This is a genomic window from Salinibacter altiplanensis, assembly GCF_002894645.1.
Classification (GTDB): Bacteria; Bacteroidota; Rhodothermia; order Rhodothermales; family Salinibacteraceae; genus Salinibacter; species Salinibacter altiplanensis.
The window spans coordinates 421,681-441,288 of sequence record NZ_NCQY01000020.1; the positions used below are offsets into that span (position 1 = coordinate 421,681).

General features: G+C 64.1%; 19 protein-coding genes. 9 read left to right on the forward strand and 10 right to left on the reverse strand.

Going from position 1 to position 19,608, the window contains the following annotated elements; translation table 11 throughout:
* Window positions 1–45 precede the first annotated feature (45 nt).
* From pstC to B7R93_RS09260, 3 genes are all read right to left on the reverse strand, one after another.
* Window positions 46–1,011, reverse strand: a complete 966-nt coding sequence (gene pstC / locus B7R93_RS09250; protein ID WP_103020472.1) for a phosphate ABC transporter permease subunit PstC — start codon at window positions 1,009–1,011, stop codon at window positions 46–48.
* 40 nt (window positions 1,012–1,051) lie between these two features.
* On the reverse strand, window positions 1,052–2,104 hold the full coding sequence (locus B7R93_RS09255) for a PstS family phosphate ABC transporter substrate-binding protein (RefSeq protein ID WP_103020655.1): 1,053 nt from the start codon (window positions 2,102–2,104) through the stop codon (window positions 1,052–1,054).
* A gap of 101 nt (window positions 2,105–2,205) precedes the next feature.
* Entirely contained in the window at window positions 2,206–2,916 is a 711-nt protein-coding gene (locus B7R93_RS09260; RefSeq protein WP_103020473.1) for a response regulator transcription factor, read from the reverse strand.
* Between the two features lie 636 nt (window positions 2,917–3,552).
* Between B7R93_RS09260 and B7R93_RS09265 the strand changes: the two genes are divergently transcribed.
* Complete coding sequence (locus tag B7R93_RS09265; RefSeq protein ID WP_103020474.1) at window positions 3,553–4,869, forward strand: MATE family efflux transporter; 1,317 nt, start codon at window positions 3,553–3,555, stop codon at window positions 4,867–4,869.
* 21 nt (window positions 4,870–4,890) lie between these two features.
* Here B7R93_RS09265 and B7R93_RS09270 read toward each other — a convergent pair whose 3' ends face one another.
* From B7R93_RS09270 to ilvA, 4 genes are all read right to left on the reverse strand, one after another.
* Window positions 4,891–5,667, reverse strand: a complete 777-nt coding sequence (locus B7R93_RS09270) for a porin family protein (protein WP_103020475.1) — start codon at window positions 5,665–5,667, stop codon at window positions 4,891–4,893.
* Window positions 5,668–5,812: 145 nt separating this feature from the next.
* Window positions 5,813–8,074, reverse strand: coding sequence for a DEAD/DEAH box helicase family protein (locus B7R93_RS09275; RefSeq protein WP_232798248.1), 2,262 nt, complete (start codon window positions 8,072–8,074; stop codon window positions 5,813–5,815).
* A gap of 111 nt (window positions 8,075–8,185) precedes the next feature.
* On the reverse strand, window positions 8,186–8,470 hold the full coding sequence (locus B7R93_RS09280) for a hypothetical protein (RefSeq protein ID WP_103020477.1): 285 nt from the start codon (window positions 8,468–8,470) through the stop codon (window positions 8,186–8,188).
* A gap of 439 nt (window positions 8,471–8,909) precedes the next feature.
* Window positions 8,910–10,124, reverse strand: coding sequence for a threonine ammonia-lyase (gene ilvA / locus B7R93_RS09285; protein WP_103020478.1), 1,215 nt, complete (start codon window positions 10,122–10,124; stop codon window positions 8,910–8,912).
* A 290-nt stretch (window positions 10,125–10,414) separates the two neighbouring features.
* Between ilvA and B7R93_RS09290 the strand changes: the two genes are divergently transcribed.
* The 5 genes from B7R93_RS09290 to B7R93_RS09310 all read left to right on the forward strand — a co-directional run bounded on the left by B7R93_RS09290 (window position 10,415) and on the right by B7R93_RS09310 (window position 14,995).
* A complete protein-coding gene (locus B7R93_RS09290; protein WP_103020479.1) occupies window positions 10,415–11,044 on the forward strand; it encodes a TetR/AcrR family transcriptional regulator in 630 nt (209 codons plus the stop codon).
* A gap of 368 nt (window positions 11,045–11,412) precedes the next feature.
* Window positions 11,413–12,057, forward strand: a complete 645-nt coding sequence (locus B7R93_RS09295; protein WP_103020480.1) for a nitroreductase family protein — start codon at window positions 11,413–11,415, stop codon at window positions 12,055–12,057.
* Window positions 12,058–12,075: 18 nt separating this feature from the next.
* On the forward strand, window positions 12,076–12,456 hold the full coding sequence (locus B7R93_RS09300) for a DoxX family protein (protein WP_103020481.1): 381 nt from the start codon (window positions 12,076–12,078) through the stop codon (window positions 12,454–12,456).
* Between the two features lie 60 nt (window positions 12,457–12,516).
* The gene (locus tag B7R93_RS09305) at window positions 12,517–12,795 is read left to right on the forward strand and encodes a hypothetical protein (protein ID WP_103020482.1); all 279 of its coding nucleotides are present in this window, start codon (window positions 12,517–12,519) and stop codon (window positions 12,793–12,795) included.
* A gap of 367 nt (window positions 12,796–13,162) precedes the next feature.
* A complete protein-coding gene (locus B7R93_RS09310) occupies window positions 13,163–14,995 on the forward strand; it encodes an ABC transporter ATP-binding protein (protein WP_103020483.1) in 1,833 nt (610 codons plus the stop codon).
* A 179-nt stretch (window positions 14,996–15,174) separates the two neighbouring features.
* On the opposite strand, the gene B7R93_RS09315 is transcribed toward B7R93_RS09310, so the two are convergent.
* Window positions 15,175–15,660, reverse strand: coding sequence for a CBS domain-containing protein (locus B7R93_RS09315; protein ID WP_103020484.1), 486 nt, complete (start codon window positions 15,658–15,660; stop codon window positions 15,175–15,177).
* A gap of 304 nt (window positions 15,661–15,964) precedes the next feature.
* Between B7R93_RS09315 and B7R93_RS09320 the strand changes: the two genes are divergently transcribed.
* The 3 genes from B7R93_RS09320 (at window position 15,965) to B7R93_RS09330 (ending at window position 17,746) form a co-directional block, all read left to right on the forward strand.
* Complete coding sequence (locus B7R93_RS09320) at window positions 15,965–16,669, forward strand: SDR family NAD(P)-dependent oxidoreductase (protein ID WP_103020485.1); 705 nt, start codon at window positions 15,965–15,967, stop codon at window positions 16,667–16,669.
* A gap of 136 nt (window positions 16,670–16,805) precedes the next feature.
* Window positions 16,806–17,222, forward strand: coding sequence for a hypothetical protein (locus B7R93_RS09325; protein WP_232798249.1), 417 nt, complete (start codon window positions 16,806–16,808; stop codon window positions 17,220–17,222).
* A 101-nt stretch (window positions 17,223–17,323) separates the two neighbouring features.
* A complete protein-coding gene (locus tag B7R93_RS09330) occupies window positions 17,324–17,746 on the forward strand; it encodes an OsmC family protein (RefSeq protein ID WP_103020487.1) in 423 nt (140 codons plus the stop codon).
* A 62-nt stretch (window positions 17,747–17,808) separates the two neighbouring features.
* On the opposite strand, the gene B7R93_RS09335 is transcribed toward B7R93_RS09330, so the two are convergent.
* Window positions 17,809–18,195 (reverse strand): hypothetical protein, encoded by a 387-nt coding sequence (locus tag B7R93_RS09335; RefSeq protein WP_103020488.1) that lies wholly within the window; start codon window positions 18,193–18,195, stop codon window positions 17,809–17,811.
* A 414-nt stretch (window positions 18,196–18,609) separates the two neighbouring features.
* Entirely contained in the window at window positions 18,610–19,467 is an 858-nt protein-coding gene (locus B7R93_RS09340; protein ID WP_103020489.1) for a shikimate dehydrogenase, read from the reverse strand.
* Window positions 19,468–19,608: the final 141 nt, after the last annotated feature.

Consider the following 19,608-nt stretch of genomic DNA (forward strand, 5'->3'; position numbering starts at 1 on the left):
GAACAGACGGCTTGTGGCGCACAACTCTCAATCTACCCCCCTAACTCAGTACTTTTCTTTGTAACGGCGGGTGATGCGGTTGGCAAAGATGTTCATGGCGAGGGTGATGAGAAACAACACCAGTCCGACCGCGAAGATGCTCTGGTACTCGATGGTCCCCTGTGGCGTATCGCCCTTGCTCACCTGTACGATGAAGGCCGTCATGGTTTGAATGGCCGCGGTCGGGTCGAGGGTCGTTTTGGGCGAGGCCCCCGCCGCCAGCGTGACGATCATTGTTTCTCCGATTGCCCGACTCACGGCGAGGATAAAGCTAGCCATAATGCCGCCCAAAGCGGCCGGTACATTCACTCGTACCACGGCCTCGTACTTGGTGGCCCCGAGGGCGTAGGCGGCCCGCGCCAGGCTGTCGGGCACGGCCTGGAGGGCATCCTCGCTGAGAGAGGCCACCATGGGGATGATCATGATCCCGACGACAACCCCTGCGCTAAGGGCGTTGTAGACGCCGAGCCCGGGCACGACCGTCTGCAGGAGCGGCGTGACGAAGGTGAGCGCAAAGTAGCCATACACGACGGTCGGCACGCCGGCCAGCAGTTCTAGGCCGGGCTTCAGCAATTTTCGGACCCAGTCCGCGGCGTACTCGGAGACAAAGATGGCGCTGGCCAGTCCCACCGGGAGGGCCACCACCGCCGAGATCACGGTGACGAGCAACGTTCCGCTCAGCAGTGCCCAGATGCCGAAGTACTTCTCCGTGAACTGTGGCGTCCAGCGCGTTTCCCCGAAGAATTCGGTGAGGGGGACCGCTTGGAAGAATGGGAGCGACTCGATGATGAGCACGGCGGCAATGCCGAGGGTCGTAAGCACGCTAATCAGGGCGCATGCCCCGAGTGCATACTGAATGGCCTGCTCTTTCGGGCTGTCGTAGACCTGCTGCCGGAGGTCCTCGGCCGGACGCGAATCGCGCGTGGCTTCGTTCTCCGCGGTCGTCGGGGGGGGAGATGGGGGCGTACTCATAGACACTCAGCCTGGTCGGGCGGTCGGCGGGCAGACGGGGTTATTCTTGGGCTGTCGTATCGGTCATGGCCGTCCGCAGCATCTCTTCGACGCGGGTGCCGGTTGCGTCGACCCCCTCAGCCCCGAAGACGGTCCCGGTTGTGCGCGTACGGAAACGCTCGAGGGCCAGCTCGTACGCGTCGTCCGGCATCGCGACGTATCCCACGTCGCTCGCCAGTTCATCGGCATTGTTGAGGTAGAACGTGACGAGGTCCTCGGTGGAGGACGTAATCTTGTCCACGTTTACATAAATGAACAGGGGCCGCGACAAGGGACGGTAGCTCCCGTTCTGTACCGTTTTGGCGCTCGGCGTAACACACGAGGCCCCACGGTCTCGCGCGTCCGGGTCGATGCCGAGGGCCTTCAGCTCGTCCACGTTGTTCTCGTAGTAGGCGAGCCCAAAGTACCCGAGGGCGAGTTCGGTGCCTCTGATGCCCTGGGCGAGCACGTTGTCGTCCTCACTGGCCGTGTAGTCGGCGCGACTGGCCCCGCTCTCCCCCACGATCGCCTCCGTGAAGTAGTCGTACGTGCCGCTGGCGGTGCCGGGGCCGTACAGTTCGATTGGGCGGTCCGGAAATTCATCCCGGAGCTGATTCCAACGGTCAATGGAACTGTTCGGCTTCCAGAGCTCTCGGAGCTCATCGGCGGTCAGGCAGTTTGCCCAGTCGTTCGTGGGGTGAACCATGACCGCCAGTCCATCATAGGCCACCGGCACTTCGATAAACTCGATGCCGTTCGCTTTGGCTTTCTCAATCTCTCCGGGCGAAATGGGCCGTGAGGCGTCGTTGATGGCCGTCTCTCCTCGCAGGAATTTTGAGAACCCCCCTCCAGTCCCGCTCACGCCGACGTTTACACGGACATTCTGCGTGTCCTCCATAAACTCTTCGGCGACGGCCTCCGTGAGGGGGAAGACCGTGCTAGATCCATCAATGCTCACGGAGTCGACCGACGAGCCGCCGCATCCGACGAGTACGATTGCCAGTGCAGCGCTTCCGAGAAGGGCGGACAATGACCCCGAAGAACACTGCGCGAGCAAAGACCAAAACCTAGACATTGTGGACGTGGACGAGTAAAAAGGATGGCGGTAGAGAAGACGCTGAATCAATCATAATACTCAGTCGGGCCAAGAGAAAGCCCGTGTGCCGCGCTGAGCCCCTATTCTTTCATTCGATACCCGACCCCCTTGACCGTTTCAATGTATTCGCTGCCGATCTTCTCACGGATTTTGCGGACGTGTACGTCCACGGTCCGGTCGACGACGTAGACATCGCGGCCCCAGACTTCGTCGAGGATCTCCTGGCGAGAGAACACGCGTCCAGGGTGGGAGGCCAGAAAGTAAAGCAGCTCAAATTCCTTTCGGGGAAAGCGCATTTCCGTCTCGCCGTCTCCATTTTCCTGGTACACGAGGTAACGGTCCCGGTCCACCCGCAGGTTGTGCACCTCAATTTGATCGGGGGGGTCTTCGTAGCGGTGCGCACTGCGCAACAGGGCCCGAGTTTGGCTTGCGATGACGGACACAGACACCGGCTTTCCGAGGTAAATGTCTGCCCCCACGTCCAGGCCCTGCACCTTGTCGTCCTCTTCGTCTCGGGCTGTTAGCATCATGATGGGGATGGTGCGAAGGTGGGCATCCTTGCGCAGCTTCTGACACACCTCGATGCCATCCATCTTCGGCATCATGATGTCAAGAATGATGAGGTCGGGGTCGTGCTCACGCGCCTGTTCAAGCGCCTCTACCCCGTTGCGGGCAAGCACGACGCCGAAGCCCTCCTGCTCCAGATTGTACTCCACGAGGCTGAGCAGATCCTCCTCGTCGTCAACGACGAGGATGGTGGACTCCTTCGTTCCGAGCTGCTGTTCCGTCACGGTGTGTGAAGGCAATCATCCCGAAGAGTGCGCATGGTGTGCACTCTACTTCCAGATCTACGTCGCTGTTGTTATCGAACCATTATCATCCGCCTCCGATGCGTTCCCTTCGCCGGTTTTTCGTGGAGAATCGGACCCATGGCACGGCAAGAGCCCTCCTTCAGAACAAGCTCAACATGATCGCGATCCACCGGGCACACGGGGCCGTCGAGGGGATGCAGGGCCCTGATGGGAGAAAGGGGCGGCTCCGACGCCGACGTTGCGCCCATTCCGATCGCGGTCGGGCGGGCGTGCGTAAAATGAAATGGAGTCGTTGGTCCCCAAGGGCAATGACGTAGGGGAGGTGACGTACGAACGACGGCGTCCACCTGTTGAGGAAGAGGCTCCGGAGGGAATTTTTGCAAATGGGGCGTTCGGCCCGGCAAAGCCCCCGTAGCCTCTTGTTGGCGAGAGCTTTTTTGGTTTTGGCATGAGCGGTTTTTGTGTCTGCCGTCCAAATTCGAGGAGGCGGGTATGGCCCCTCGGTGAATTTTGGGGGGCGGGCCGCGCGGATGCGGCATGGGGGAATCTATTGGTGGTGGGGACCGTGAGGAAAGACAGTTTCGTGGTTGCGTCGAATGTGTGGGGTCGGCACGCTTGGTTCTTTCGAGTCCGTACGATCGTGACATTTTGGACCTGGCGGTGCCGGCCCTTGCGGGACTTGCCGCCGGGCCGCTCGTTTCGCTGGTCGACACCGCGTTCGTGGGGCAGCTCGGACGTGTGCCCCTGGGGGCCCTCGGGGTGAACACGTCGATCTTTTCGATGACGTTCGTCGTCTTCAATTTCCTCGCGTACGGTACTACCCCGCGCGTGGGACGGGCCCTGGGGAACGATGACCGGAATGAGGCCGGGCGGGTGGTGGTGCGGGCCCTCGTGCTCGCCGTCGGGGTGGGAGTCGTGGCCCTCGTGGCCCTTCAAGCCTTCGCCCGGCCCATCCTACTTGCGATGGGGGCGAGTGAGGAGTTGATGGCTCCGGCTCTCTCGTACCTGCGCATCCGCGCCCTGGCGGGCCCGGCGGTACTCCTCATTACGGCCAGCCACGGGGCCTTTCGGGGGTATCAGGACACCCGAACCCCAATGGTGGTGACGCTCGGCTTCAACGTCGTCAATGGGGGGCTCGACCCGGTTCTCATCTTTGTCTTTGACTGGGGCCTGGCGGGGGCCGCGGCGGCCACGGCCGTCGGCCAGTGGGTCGGGGCACTCACGTTTCTGTACCTGCTCCTCCATTCGCGGCGGGACGAGCTCGGGATTACGCTCCGGGGGCCGTCCCCCCACACGCTCGTGCCGTTTCTGAAGGTGGGGCGGGACCTGTTCTTGCGCACCGCCTCGCTCGTGGGCACCATGACGCTGGCGACGGCCATGGCGGCCCGCGTGGGCGTGACGGCGGTGGCGGCGCATCAGGTCGCGGCCCAGCTCTGGACCTTCCTCGCCCTGCTGGTCGATGCACTGGCCGTGGCGGCGCAGGCCCTCGTGTCGAAGCACCTCGGGGCGGACGATCCGGAATCGGCCCGGGAGGTGGCCAACCGACTGGTCCAGTGGGGGCTGGCCGTGGGCGTCGTGCTCGGCCTCGGATTCTGGGCCCTACGGCCCGTCCTGCCCGGTTTCTTCACCGACGACCCCGACACGGTCGCGGTACTGCTCGACGTGTACCTCTTCGTGGTGGTGCTCCAGCCCCTGAACGGACTCGTCTTCGTGGGAGATGGCATCTACATGGGGGCCGAGGCCTTCCCGTACCTCGCGAAGGCCATGATCGGAACGGCCCTGGCGGCGGCCGTCGTGCTGCTGTTGGTATCCCCAATGGGCTGGGGCCTGGTCGGCGTGTGGTGGGGCATCGCGACGCTCATGGTGGGCCGCATCCTCACACTGGCGGGGCCGTACATGCGGGGGACCCTGTTCGCACGCGAGGCCGAGTAGGCCCCGCAGAGAGGTGGCTGGTCAAAAGAGCTGCAGAGGCACCGTGTACGTGACGCTGGCGGTCACCACGTCGTGGCGAAGCGTAGATGGGGAGGAGGCCAGTGGGAACGCCCCCGCGCTCGTCGACGGGCCCAACGCATTCTGCGAACTATCAAAGACGGAGCGGAGGCCCGGGTTGTACCGAAGTTCGAGGCTCAGGCGCCCGGTGTCCCCAATCCCGTATCCCAGTCCTGCCCCCGCGACAAGTCCCACGTCCCAGCGTCGAAGATGATCGTGGCCCACGAGATCGATGTGGTCCTCAAATGTCCCCTGAGCGGAGCGTGCGTCGCGCTGGACGGTGCCCCTGAGCGCAAAGTCCAGTGAAAGCCCTGCCACGACGTGGGCAGACAGGCGGCCCCGAATCGGGAGGGCACGGCGCCCGAGAAGTAGGCCCTGCACGTAGGACAGACGATACCGCTCTACGGAATAGCGCTCGGACAACGGCTGAGAAAAGTGTCCTCCCTTCCGGACGTACAGCAACTCCGGCTGGAGGGCGTAGGCGTCGGTGAATGGGAGAAGCAAAAACGCTCCGGCGTGCAGGTCGATCCGCGGGTTTGCGTTGGTGCTGCGTTGGCCTCCGGAGAAAAGGCGTGGGCCGTCACTAAGAAACCCGAACGTGGGGCCTGTGCGCACGCCGACCCGTGCATCCTGCGCCACTGCGTACGGAGCCGTGCTCCCGATCAGGAGAAGGCACGCCCCGACCAAGAGGACGGTGGAATGTGTCTGGGGAGGGGGCCGAACCGAGGGAAAAAAAGGCATCCGCCGTGGAAGAGAGTAAAACGAGCAGTGATGGTCCCCAACGGAGCGACCTGTGAGGTGGTGCGCTCAAGGCAGCGGCGGGCCGATGTGCAACAAGTCTCCTAGTGCTTCGAGGCGGTTGAGGCCAGAGGCGACGTAGAACGCGTCAGTGTGACGATGAGAACGGATTTCCCCAATCCACGTCGTCGGCCGTCCACGTGTCCCCCGACGGTCCGTCTTCTTGCCCCGTCTGGTTGGGGGGCGAGGGGGCAGGAGCGGCGCCTTCCTCCGTGCCGTCTCCGATGGTGGCGCTGATGTCGGTACGCACAGCGCTCCGGATCTCAGGAATGTGCTCCTTCGCGGCCTTCAGCGCGGTGAGCGGCCACGCGTTGCGGCCCTCTGTCTCGTCGTCTCGACCCACCGCGGCATTCACGCGCCGGTGCAGCATCCGGATCACAACCTCGACGTTGCTCTCCTCGTCGCCCTGGCCCACGGTCCCCACGAGGGAATCCCCCGCTGGAAGGTCGAGTTGATGCAGCACGGTGCCCGCGGCGCGGCGGACGGCGTGATTTAGGATTTTGCGGTGGGCGTGTCGCTCGCGGGCCGGGCGGTTGGATGGGGGCGGCAAGTCCTCGTCGCCCAAAGGCTGATTGCGCTCCGCAATCTCCTGTTTGATGTCGTCGGCGTCGGGCACGTCGAGTCCCTTTTCGCGCAACCCTTCGAGGGCCTCTTCCATGTCGTTCAGGTGCTCCTCCGCCTCTTCGGCCTCGGCCCCTTCCACCGGCAGGTACGCGTCCACGTCGAAGCCCTCGATCTCCTCGCTCGTCACCTGCGCCGGGTCATTGTCGCTGTGATCCCGCGACCGGGGCTCTTCGGGTCCGTCGGCTCCGTCCTCTTCGTGCGCTTGGGCCCGGGCGTCGAGGTCGGCCAGCACCTGCGCCTCCTCTGTCTCGTGCTTGAAGTACTGCCAGTGGCCCTCCTGATTGAGCCCCGCGTGGGCCACGACGTGGGCGAGATTGTCGGTGTCGGTGCCGTCGGGCAGGGCGCGAAGGGCCCGGCCTACGAACTGAGTGTAGGGGGCCACGGAGCGGAACGGGCGGAAGAGGGCCGCGATGGAGATGTGTTTGTTGTCGTAGCCCTCGCCCAGAATGCCGACGTGCACCATGGCGTCGAGGTCGCCGTGCTCGTAGGCACGGAGACGCCGCTCACGGTCCTCGGTGGTCATGCCGCGGCTCGCCACGAACGAGGCCTCCACGTCACGACTCCGATAGAGGGCTGCGACCCGTTCGGCGTGCCGGATGGAGCAGGCGGCGGCGAGGATCTGGTGCTGCTGTGTGCCGCGCCGATTCTTGGCCCGGAGCAGCTGCACGCTGCGATCGACGATTGTCTCATTACAGACGTCCGACAGTGCCACGCCCCGTGAAAACCACGTCTCCGCCCGCAGGTTCATGATCTCCTCGTGGGTGAACGATTGTTCGTCGCCCTCCACGGTAAACGTCATCTCCGACGCCACCGCGTCGACCCGCACGATGTTCTTTACGTACCCGGCGTTGATGGCATCGGCCAGCGGGTAGCGATAGACCGGCTCGGCACGGATGGGGCGCTCGTCGCTTCGGAATGGGGTGGCCGTGCAGTAGATCTTTTTTGCGTCGGGGAACGCCCGGTTGACGTTCTGCCACGAGTCGGCGGGGGCGTGGTGTGCCTCATCCACCATGACGAGGTCGAAGAAGTCCGGTGGGAAGAGAGGCAGCCAGCCCTGCAGCTGCTGCACGTTGGCCACGATCACGTCCGCCCGCCGACAGTCCTCCTCGTTCACGCGGCCCCGTTCCAGGGCCACCACGCGGGGCAGGCGCACGTCCGGGGGCAGCACGTCACAGAACTGGTAGAAGTTGCCGGTGCCGCTGAAGGTCCCCTCCGCCAGGCCGTCCTTGATTGTGAGGTTGGGCGCCACTACCAGGACCCGCCCCTCCGCGACGCCGAACGGGGCACAGGCGATGAGACCGGACTTGCCACAGCCCGTAGGCAGGACGACGATGGCCGGGAGCTGCGCCGTGCGCTCCGCGTCGAAATAGTCGCGCAGTGCGAGATACCCCTCCTCCTGCGGCGTCCGTAGCTGATCATTGCCCGCGATGCTGGCGTCGGCGTCCTGGAAGTACCGTCGGGTGTTGGTGCGCTGCTGGTCGTGCTGGGCCCGCAGGGCCCTCGTGCGCTCGGTGGATCGGTCGCCTTTTTCCTGATTGCACGTGTGGCAGAGCGGGTCAAGGTTGAAGACGGCGTGCGCCCCCCCGTCCGAAAAGGCCGTGCGGTGATCGAGGTGCTTCCGTAGGATCTCACCGTCAATGGTGCGTCCGCACTCTCGACACGTCTGCCCATCGAAGTATTCGACCCGTCGCCGGACGGCCTCGGGGATGTGGCGGGAGCGATCCATGAAACGGACAGTCGGCTCAACAAATCCGTCGACGATGCGGAGGGAGCACAACAAGACCGACCGGACGATGGATTCGGCGGCAGGGGGAGCCGCATGACTCCCGCCAAGCGACTACATCCCGATGGGCTCGGCTTCTCCTCCGTCGTTGTTCTCATCGCGACCGCCGTCGGACGCGGGGGTGCGGTCCCCAACGGACAGGGGCTCGGTGTGGAGGGTCGATTCGTCCGTAATCTCGTCGGAGCGAACGTACACACGTCCGTCAGACTGATTGACCGAGTAGGACCCAAAGTGCTCGTCGGCCCAGTCAAGTATTTGGTAGATCTCGTGGCTGAGCTGGTCGGCGTCGAGTACAAATCCGACCACCTGGTCCTGAGGGTCCTGCAGGCAGTAGTGCATGAAGCGGAGCAACTTGTTTGGAAATCAGTGGTGAACAACACGACGTTTAGATAGCAACATGCGCACCAAGTGCACGGGAGGTCGGATCGGGCCTGTCACTTCGGCAATGCTCGGACAAAAACGGGACGAGGGCCGATCCCATCCCGGAGAATCTGCGGGGAGGCCCCGACAATCCGTCGCACTTGGCATCCGCCGCGGGGAATCGTGAGGGAACAGGGAATCAAGGGCCCGGGAGCTGCGAAGGCAATGTGTCCAGAGTGCATGATCTGTTACTCGACCCCGTCCCTCACGTTTTTATGGAGGAGAAACAGCTGGGCATCGGCTTAGAACCTGTTTCAATTCATGTCTCGGGGCGCCCCACGACAGCCCTCGACCATGCGCTGATTTTCGGCTCATCGATGCTCGCGTCCCCCATCCGATCCAAAATCAAAACGGGTTCTTAGTGGACCCGCGTTACCTCGTACCCGTCATTTTCGATGGCCGCAATGGTGTTCTCGGCCTGGCCTCGGCCACTGGTGATGACTTCGAATACCAGGTACGCCTGGCCCACGTCGAGACCATGCACTGCCCGCTCGTGGCGCACGTGCCGGATGTTTGCGCCCTGACCGGCAATACGTTGGGAAATGTCGGCCATCTTCCCGGGCTGATCGTCGATGCGGACCCGAAGACGGAGGAGTTGGATGCGGTCGGCCATGGCGTGGTCGAGCACCTCCTGCAGCCGCGCGGGGTCAATGTTGCCGCCGCACAGGAGGGGGACGACCGTCTCCCCCGTCACGTCCAGCTTGTCGGACAGCAGTGCGGCGACCGGAGCGGCCCCCGCCCCCTCCACCAGCTGCTTGGCCCGTTCAAGCAGCAGCAGAATGGCCCCGGCAATCTCGCCGTCGCTGACGGTGAGGACTTCGTCGACGTGATCGTCGATGAGCCCCAGGGTAAGCTCGGACACCCCGCCGGTGGCGATGCCGTCAGCGATGGTGTCCGGATGGTCGATGGGCACCGGAACGCCCTTGTCGAGACTCTGAGGAACCGTCGCGGCGCCCTCGGCCTGCACCCCCACCACCCGCACGTCCGGGGCGATGTGCGCGAGGGCTACGCTGAGGCCGCCGATGAGGCCTCCGCCCCCAATCGGGGCAATGACGGTGTCGACATCGGGCACCTGCTCGTGGAGCTCGAACCCAAGGGTGCCCTGCCCCGCCACGATGGCCGGGTCGTCGTATGCGTGGACGAAGAGGGTGTCGGTGCCCCGGGCCAGCTTCTGAGCGTGCGTCATCGCTTCCTGAAACGTGTCGCCCGTCAGTTCCACGTCGGCCCCGTAGCTGCGCGTTGCATCGACCTTTGCCTGGGGGGCATTGCGGGGCATCACGATCGTCGAGGGCAGGCCGACCGTCGTCGCCGCCAGGGCTACGCCCTGGGCGTGATTGCCGGCACTGGCGGCCACCACCTGCGCGATGGCCCCGGACGCCGCCTGAACGAGCTTGTTGTACGCCCCGCGTGTCTTGAACGACCCCGTGCGCTGCAGGTGCTCCATCTTGAGAATGGCGGTGGCCCCGGACAGCTCCGAGAGCGAGCGGCAGGAGTCAATCGGGGTTCTGCGTACGACGGACGGGTCGTCCAGGCGCTTGCGGGCAGCACGAACGTCGTCGATGGTGAGGGACATGGGCGAAATTGAGTGGATCGGAAGAAGAGAAGCCCGGAAGGGGAACGGTTGCCGGCCCGGAATGGGTCGGTCCCGGGGAATGACCCAGGGCGAACGTGGCACTTCGATTGAGAAATGGAAGGCACGGGCAAGATAGGTGTCGGGGCCCAGTCGTCCAAACGTCCTTGGCACGCGGAGGCAGCACGTGACGTCCCACAGGGGCCGCCGAACATCTAGTTGAAATGGTCGTTCCAAAAGAGCGACCTCCCATTCTCCAACGTTCCTCCGCCGTCCACGGTGGGCCCTTCCCCATGCCCCGATCCCCGACGTTTGACCGCGATGCCAAAATTGAGCAGGCGATGCAGCTCTTCTGGGAAAAGGGCTACGAGGCGACCAGTGTGCAGGACCTAGTGGACCACCTGGAGCTCAACCGGAGCAGCCTGTACAATGCCTTCGGGGGCAAGCACGAGTTGTACCTGGAGGCGCTCGACCGGTACCGGCAGGAAGACATCGAGTGGCTGCGGGGGCAGCTTCGAGGGGCCCCGACCGCGGTGGACGGCATTCGGCAGGCCTTCGTGGCGGTGGCCGAGCGGGCGACGGAGAGCTGCTGTGGATGCTTTACGACCAACGCGGCGGTGGAGTGCGCCCCGCGGGACGGGTCAACCCAAGAACGAGCCCGAGAAAGCTTTAAAGAAATGCGCTCTCTGTTTCGGGCGGCCGTGGAGCGGGCCCAGGAGGCAGGTGCCATCGACGCTTCCCGCGACGCGAAGGCCCTCGGCTGTCACCTCACAAACGCTTACAACGGCATCCACCTGACCGCCAAGACCGATCCTCCCAATGAAGTCGTGCAGGACATTGTCGAGGCGACCCTCCAGGGAATTACCTGTGCCACCAGCGACTCACCGACCGCGCACCGACCCGGCTCGCCCGACCCAGACTGAGAACCTGTTTCACTTTCTGTCTCGGGGCTCCGAGCGGCAGTGAGGGCCTGCACATCGCCTCCGGTCTCAGGCGGTAGCACTCTGAACGCACTTCACTGCACGGCAGCACTAGCTTCGCGTCGCGTCGCTGGCGCTCAGGGCGCACCACGACAGCCCTCGGCCATGCGCCGATTTTCGGCTCATCGATGCTCGCTCTCCCCATCCGATCCAAAACCAAAACAGGTTCTGAGTCTCGTCACAAAAACGTGATGACTTAATTTGGAACACTCATTCCAAAAAGAATTTAGATGCATGGTATTGAAACGAGCGATACAGAATAGCGCAAATCTCCTCGACACCTCCTGCACCGTGTTTGCCTGCCCAATCTAATGGCCTCGTCTCCAGCCGCACAGCACCCGAAAACCGCCGATCCCGACCACGACGTCCTAGCCCTCCTCCGTGAGCGGTGGAGTCCGCGTGCCTTCGCCGACCGGCGTGTGGAGCCGGCGAAGATTCGGCGCATGCTGGAGGCGGCTCGGTGGACGATGTCATCCTACAACGAGCAGCCGTGGCGGTACGTCGTTGCGTCGCGGCACGACGACCCGGAGGCGCACGAGCAGCTTCTCGCCTGCCTGATCGACGGAAATCAGGCCTGGGCCCAGGAGGCCCCGGTGCTGATGATGTCCTTCTACAAGAAGACGTTTTCGGAAAACGATCGTCCGAACCGATGTGCCCCTCACGATGTCGGGGCCGCCTCCGCCGCGCTCACCTTCCAGGCGACGGCGATGGACCTCTACGTTCACCAGATGGCCGGTATTCGGAAAGACGTGGCCCGCGAGACCTACGATGTGCCGGACGATTTTGAGCCAATGGCGGGGCTCGCAGTGGGGGAGTTGGGCGACCCGGAGATGCTGAGCGACGACAAGCGAACGGCCGAACAAGCGCCCCGCTCCCGCCAGTCGCTCGATGAATTTGTGTTCGGAGACGACTGGCAGGCCCCGTCATCCCTTGTCGTAGAGGAATCATCTTCCTAGCCAAGAAGAGGTCAGCCCATGCGCACGAAGTATCTCTACTGGGGGTCAACCAGCCTCGTGGCCCTCTTCATGATGGTCTCGGCGACGCTCTACTTTGTGGCCGACGGCCCGGCGGCGGCCTTCAAGCGACTTGGCTTCCCCGACTACTTTCGGATCGAGCTCGGAATCGCCAAGCTTGCCGGGGCGGTGGTGCTGGTTGCCCCTCTACCTCGGGCTTTGAAAGAGTGGGCCTACGCCGGCTTTGCGATCAGTTTTGTGTCTGCTGTCATCGCCCACGCGGCCGTCGGAGACCCCCCGTCCGAGCTCCTTCCACCGGGGATCGCGTTTGCGCTTCTGATGACCTCGTACGTAACCTATCACCGATATTACCGACCCGAGTCGCCCTCCGATGACGCCTGAGTGAGGGCCCCGCGGCCCCCCTCGTCATACGTGCCGTCTCCACAACCGACCTTCAAAGTCATGACCGTTCAGGCTCCTCTTCGCGACTTCTTTGAGCAAGAACTCGATGGCTCTCAGGCCCAAGGACGTCGCCTTGGGACGGGGGAGCAGGTCTCCACAGAGCACCTTGTCAGCCACCTGGTGGAGCAAACGGTGCACCGTGCCGCGCTGGACGCCGCTACGCATCGCCAAGAATCTGTGGAGTTTGCCGAACGGGCGGCTGGAGTGTCCTGGAAGCACGTGCTGATGGTGGCGGCCCTGACCGAGCTGCGGCCCATGAAGCTCTGGTCGGAAAACTAAGCAGATCAGAACGAATACGTGAACCGAAAGTCATTCTGAGCGACCGACGAACAAAGGGAAGAGGGAGTCGAAGGGGCCCTAGGGGCATCCTCTGGGAATTTCTTGAGACCAGGCGGAAACCGCCGACAGAGGACGGTGTTGCCAGTGTGCGAAGAGACTCACTCCAGGAGCACTCCGTCGCTGTGCTTCTAGCGCCTCGACTTCGCTCCGCTCGGAATGACGATTTTTAACGTTGTTTTGCTGGCCTACGTAGATCCTAAGGGCGGCAGAATGGTGACGATGTTGACACGCGTAGGCCCGTCCCTGTCTGCCTGTCGGAGTGCCGCCGCCTCACCTGTATTTTTCTCCTCGCTTTCGCTGCACGTCTATGGCTGCTCCGGACCGTGAGTCCACCCTTACCATTTTGAGCCGGCTCTGGGGGGTGCTCTCCCCGTACAAGGCTCGCGTCATCGGGGTCGCCCTGCTGATCAGTTTCTCGGCGGCACTGCAGGCCGCGGGCCCCCAGTTTGTGCGCTACGCGTTCGACGTGGTGATTCCGGACGGGCGCGGGACGCTGTTTCTGTGGTTTGGGCTCGCCTTTGCCGGGTTCTACCTGTTTCGGGCGGTCGTGGAGTACGGGGGCATGTACTGGAGCTTTGCCCTCACGCAGCAGGTGGTGAGCGACGTGCGCATGCAGGCCTACGATCACCTGTTAACGCTGCCGGTGTCCCGCTTCTCCAACGAGCAGTCCGGCTCCCTCAGCTCGCGCGTCGTGAGCGACCCGAACGCGCTGAAGGGAATGATTCAGGCAGCGGCGTCTCGCCTTTCCGGCCAGCTCGTGGCCATTTTGGTGGTGGCCGGTTTTCTGGTGTGGATGAACTGGAGGTTGGCCCTGGTAAACCTGGTGATTCTGCCCCTTCTGGCCCTCGTCACCTACTACTACCAGGAGCCCCTCCGTACCGCTTCGCGCAGCATCCGCGAGACGGTGGCGCGTCTCACCGCCACCTCCACCGAGGCGATTTCCAACATCCGGGTCGTAAAGGCCTTCGTCGGCGAAGAGCAGGAGCGTGAGCGCTTTGGCACGCACAACCAGAGGTACGTCGACATCAACCTCGACCGCCGCAAAGATGTGGGCAAGATGGAGGGCCTCATCAACATCACCTCCAACTATGGAACCGGGGCCCTTCTGCTCGTTGGGGGGGGGATGGTGGCCGGGGGCAGCCTCTCACTCGGCGAGCTCACGGCGTTCATCATGTACCAGCGCCAGCTGCAGGGGCCGGTGCAGTCGGTGATGTTCTTCAACGACAAGCTACAGGCCGGCATGGCGGCCCTGGAGCGGCTCTCCGAACTCGTTGACACCGAGCCCGAAGCGGAAGGCGACCGTGCGGACGTGCCCGTCGGGCCGGTGGCGCTGGAGGAGGTACGCTTCTCGTATCCGGACGCCGATGAGCCGGCGCTCCGGGATCTTTCGCTCCGCATCGAGCCGGGCGAGACGGCCGCGCTTGTGGGGTCGTCCGGGGCCGGCAAAAGCACAGTGGCCAATCTCATCGGCCGCTTTTGGGATCCGCAGGAGGGACGCGTTACGGTCGACGGGATCGACCTGCGGGCGTTCGATCTCGAGGCCCTACGGAAGCACGTGGCTCTCGTGCCGCAGGCCCCGACCCTCTTCTCGGGCACGGTGGCAGACAACATTCGGTACGCCGAGCCCAACGTGCCCGACGAGGCCGTCCGTCGTGCCGCGGAGATGGCGAACGCGCACGAGTTCATTCTGCAGCTGGTCGACGGCTACGATACCCAGATTGGTGAGCGTGGCGTGCGACTGTCGGGCGGACAGAAGCAGCGGGTCGCCATTGCCCGTGCCATCCTCACCGATGCTCGCATCCTCCTGCTTGACGAGGCAACCTCCGATCTGGATAGCGAGTCGGAAGCGGTCATTCAGGATGCCCTGGATGGGCTCTTCGCGCGGGGCGACCAACTCACGTCCATTGTCATCGCCCATCGCCTCAGCACCATCGAGAACGCGGACACGATCTTCGTGCTGGAAGACGGGCAACTGGTGGAGCAAGGCCCCCACGATGAGCTCTTGGCGGAGGGCGGTCGCTACGCGGAGCTGTGGGCACTGCAGCGGCGAGACGTGGACCGGTCTGCCGAGCCGAGCCTCTCGGAACAGCGCATTGTGACGTCTTCTCCGGTGGATGAGCCGTCGTCGACGCGCACATAGCCGCCGCATCTTCTCAGGTCCGGGATGCAGCGTGGGAGAGACGGCATTGGCCTCGTCCGCCCGTCCCAGTTCAGAGGGGCACCACAGGGGGGACGGACGGAGAACATCCGTGGTCGTCTCGCTGGGCCTCCTCTCAGGCCACAGACGCCACCGTGTGTGCACGCCAGCCCGGGTGGGCGCTATCCAGCATACGTCCCGGTGACGTACTGGCGAAGCCGACTGGTCTCCCGCTGGGCCGTCTCGATAATCTGCTTCACACCGTCCCCAATGGAGATGATGTCCATCAGGCTGCCGTCTTCGTCCACGACGGGGAGGTGACGACATCGGAGCCTCGTCATCAGACGCAGACATTCCTCAAGCGGCTTGTTGGGACGGACGGTCACGACGTCCTCGATCATTACCTCCTGGACCTCCGTCTCGTCCGAACTCCGGCCCTCCAGGGCGATTCTTTGCATGTAGTCCCGCTCGGTAAAAAGACCGGCGATGCTGTCCCCCTCCATCACCACGATGGAGCCAACGTCCCGCTCCGCCATCCGACCAATACATTCGAACACCGTCGCCGAGGGGGCTGTGGTGAGAACGTTCTCGTCGTCGACTGGGGAGGCGGGCCCGTATCGAATAATGTCCTTTACACGGGTGTCAAGAAGGCCATCTCGTGGGTTCATGGTACCGGTAGGGGCTGTGGTGAGGGGGGCGATGAAGAGCAGCGGGCAACGAGCGCAAGTGTCAGTAACCACATCAGGATTAACACTCGCTTCGTCTAATGGGTGTAGGCATCGCGTTTTCACGCGAGGCTGTTCCCCGCTCCTTGAAAATATAACACTTTATACAAAATTGAAAGAAGTCCGTGTAGGAGGGCACGGAGGAGCCCTTCATTTTCTCCAGCGGAGGCGAAAAAAGATCTGAACCTGGATCCGTGTGCCTCATTCGTGCAAGACGTAATGTCTGCAATTCATACGTTTCGATCAGATGGATACCCCCTCTACCGCCCTTGTCACTGGGGGCAATCGCGGCATTGGCCTCGCGATCTGTGAGGGCCTCGCCGACCGGGGCCTGCACGTCGTCCTGGGCGCGCGCGACGACGAACGTGGGGAGGAGGCCGCAGCCCCGATTCGAGAGCGCGGTGGCTCGGTGCGCGTTGAGCAGCTCGACGTGATCGAGACCGCCTCGATCGAGGCCTGTAAGGAGCGCCTGGACGCCGACGACGTGACGGTGGATGTGCTCGTCAACAACGCGGGCGTTTACCCGGACGGCGATGCGCTCGAGGCCTCGATTGACCAGCTCGACCAGGCCTGGACGGTCAACACGCGCGGCCCGTGGCTGCTGGTTAAGGCCTTCGTGCCGGACATGGTTGATCGGGGGTACGGCCGCGTCGTGAACGTATCGTCCGGATCTGGGTCGTTTGGGGAGGGGCTCGACACGAATCATGCCGCCTACTCGGCCTCAAAGGCGGCCCTGAACGCCCTAACGATGACCCTCGACGACGCACTGCCCGACGCCCCCGACGTGAAGGTCAATTCGATGGGGCCGGGCTGGGTGCACACCCGTATGGGAGGCGAGGCGGCCCCCCGGACGCCCGAGGAGGGAGCCGACACGGCCCTCTGGCTGGCTACGCTTCCGGAGGACGGCCCGAGTGGGGGCTTTTTCCGCGACCGAGAGCGCATCCCGTGGTAGAACCGTGGAGACGGCCCTGCACGTTACGAATCCAGGAGTGCACGTGTCTAGCGGACGAGGAGTGCCTGTCCCATCGACCGTCGCCGTGCCCATGGGTTCTGTGTGTCGGGGTCTCATTCTCACTGTTCTCGGGGCTTTGGTTCTCTCCCCGGCCGCTGCACAGCCGCAGACCGATACGACCCTCACGTGGCGCAGCTACAGCCGGACCGGAACCGTGCAGGTGCAGGTCTACCCCGGCCCCCCGGACGAGGAGGAAGAGCACACCGTTGTGTTGTGGGAGCTCGCTGAGAATCAGGGACCGTCGACGATCGAAGACCTGCAGTACCTGGCCGACCTGGTGGGACGCCGGCTCGGCGTGGCCCCCACCCGGGCGTACTGGGTGCTGTACTGGGGCGGGTTTTCGTTCGAAGGGGCGGACCCGGACGCCGACAAGGCGCTCTTCCTCCGCGCTACCTTCAACCGCACGAAGAGCAACAACCTGAGCAGTCCGTACTGGAGCGTGATTTCGGAAACGGACGTGCGCGAGCTGACCGACCGGCGGTGGGAGGACTAGACGGGGCGCTGGTGGAGACGTGGGGGCAACAACTCCAGTGCGGCTTCGCTCCCCCTTCGGACAGGTTTTCTTCGAGTTCCTTCACCACCCGCTGCAGTCCGATGGTTCAAATCGATACAGACTACCTTGGGGACCTGCGCTGCGAGGCCGAGCATGGGCCGTCCGGCGTGTCCCTCACCACCGATGCTCTGGTAGACAACCATGGCGAGGGGCGCTCGTTTTCCCCGACGGATCTTGTCGCCACGGCACTTGGCACCTGCATCGCGACCATTCTCGGCATTCAGGCCGACGAGCACGACCTTGACTTGGAGGGCATCGAGATTTCGGTCGAGAAAGAAATGGCGTCCAATCCGCGTCGCATCACGTCGCTCCGGACGGAGGTGACGATGCCGAGCGCCCTCGACGAACAAACCCGAGAGCGACTGGAGCGTGCGGCCCACCACTGTCCGGTCGACGAGAGCCTTCACCCGGACGTTGAGGTTCGAATCACTTTTCACTGGCCAGACGAGACCCCGGCGTCGTAGAATAAGAGGACGAGGGTGCCGTCTCTGCCTTTTGTGTTTGGCAGCGGCCGACGAGCCGGACGTCAGGACGAGGCCGGGTCGCGGTTCACCGTGAGGCGGACGTGGTCGGGCCGGGTGCTCAGGTAGTCGCGCATCGCGTCGAGGAAGGCGTTGAGAAGGTCGACCCGCTCGTCGGGGGACAGCGGGGCATCGGCACCGGGGCGGTCCAGCACGGCCAGTTGCACCGTGGTGGGGGCCGCCTCCACAAACCCCAGGTCGACGTACTGGGAGCGGTCAGCGCGGTGCCGGAGAACGAGGCCCGGGGTCTCCTTCAGCTTGGCGTAGTGCTGCGAGTCTTCTTCCAGGTAGCTCCAGCTGGTCTTCACGTCGGCAAAGTCGCGAAGCATTTCCAACGGGGCAACCTTGGCATCGTCGGCGGGGCGAAGAGAGAGACGGACGACGGTGCTCATGGGCAAACCACGTTGTGGAAGCGAAAGACGAGGCGAGGGGGACGGACCTGGACCAGGAATGGAGGGGGAGCGTCGTGCGGGTGCGTCTGCCCCGTGGACAATCTGGCGGTGCCGTTTGCAGGCGCAACCCGGCGCTGGCGGTCGTGGCACACTTGTGCAACCGGTCCCGCCATCCCGACAAATTCCACTGTTTGAGGGGCCTTCTGTTCGTTGCGCGTGCTGATCTTCCTGCCTGTCGGCACCTTGGGTCGCCTTAACCTTGGGTCCCCAATTAATTGTCTCTACGGGGAAAGTGTAGAAGCCGCGGGCCCCGACAGCTGCGCCCCGTGCTGGTTCCGCAGAGATGACTCAGCGTGTCGAAGCCTCCAATCTCCAGGTACGGTGGCCCGCTGGACATGTCCGACGTGGAGGCATTCAGCCGGCCCGGAGCGCATCATACACTGCCGCTCGGGGCATGTCGCAGGCGGTCCACTGCCGATAGGCCGCGGCGGCCTGCTCGACGAGCATGTCGAGGCCGCCGATGGTCGTTGCCCCCTCGGCGGCAGCCTCACGCAGAAGCCGGGTCTCCTCGGGGGTATAGACGAGGTCGTAGACGACATGATCGGCACTGAAGTCTACGGGCGTTGGCCAGGGGGTTTGTCCACGGCGATCCGGGGCCATGCCCAGCGGCGTGGCGTTTACGACGAGTCGGCTCGTCCGGACCGACAGGGCTGCCGCCTCGAAGGAAGATACACGGAGGGCTCCGTCGGGGGCGTGGTCGGTCAGATCGGCGGCCAGCCCCTCGGCCTGCTCGGGGCGACGGGCCACGATTGTCAGGCGCTCCGGGCGGTAGTGGCTCAGTAGCCCGTAGACGACGGCCCGGGCGGCGCCGCCGGCCCCAAACACGAGCATGGGGGCGCCGTCGAGCGTATCGCCCTCGCGTGTCCTCAGGGGGTGTAGAAAGCCCTCCACATCCGTGTTGTCGCCACGCAGGCGGCCGTCGTCGCGGACGATTGTGTTGACGGCCCCTACGGCCCGAGCCCGATCGGTCACCTCATCGAGGAGGGGAAGAACCGCCTCTTTGTGAGGGGTTGTCACATTGGCCCCGAGAAACTGCAGTGCACGAAGTCCGGCGACGGCGTCGTCGAGGGCCTCCGGTCGGACCGGTGTGGCCACGTAGGCGGCGTGGACGTCTTGGGCCCGGAAGGCAGCGTTGTGGAGACGGGGCGAGAAAGAGTGCTCGACCGGGTGGCCAAGCAGGGTCACCAGTTGAGTCGTGGCGTCGAGGGGCACAGAAGGAGACAGGTGATGCGGGGCGTATCGGGCCTGGGCGCGACGGGGATGGGCACCGTGTTCTGAAAAATGGGCATCTGGGGGGGAAAGTCAATCCGTCGTGTGCCCGCAGGCTGTGCGGGGGCCTCGGGGAGGAACCGG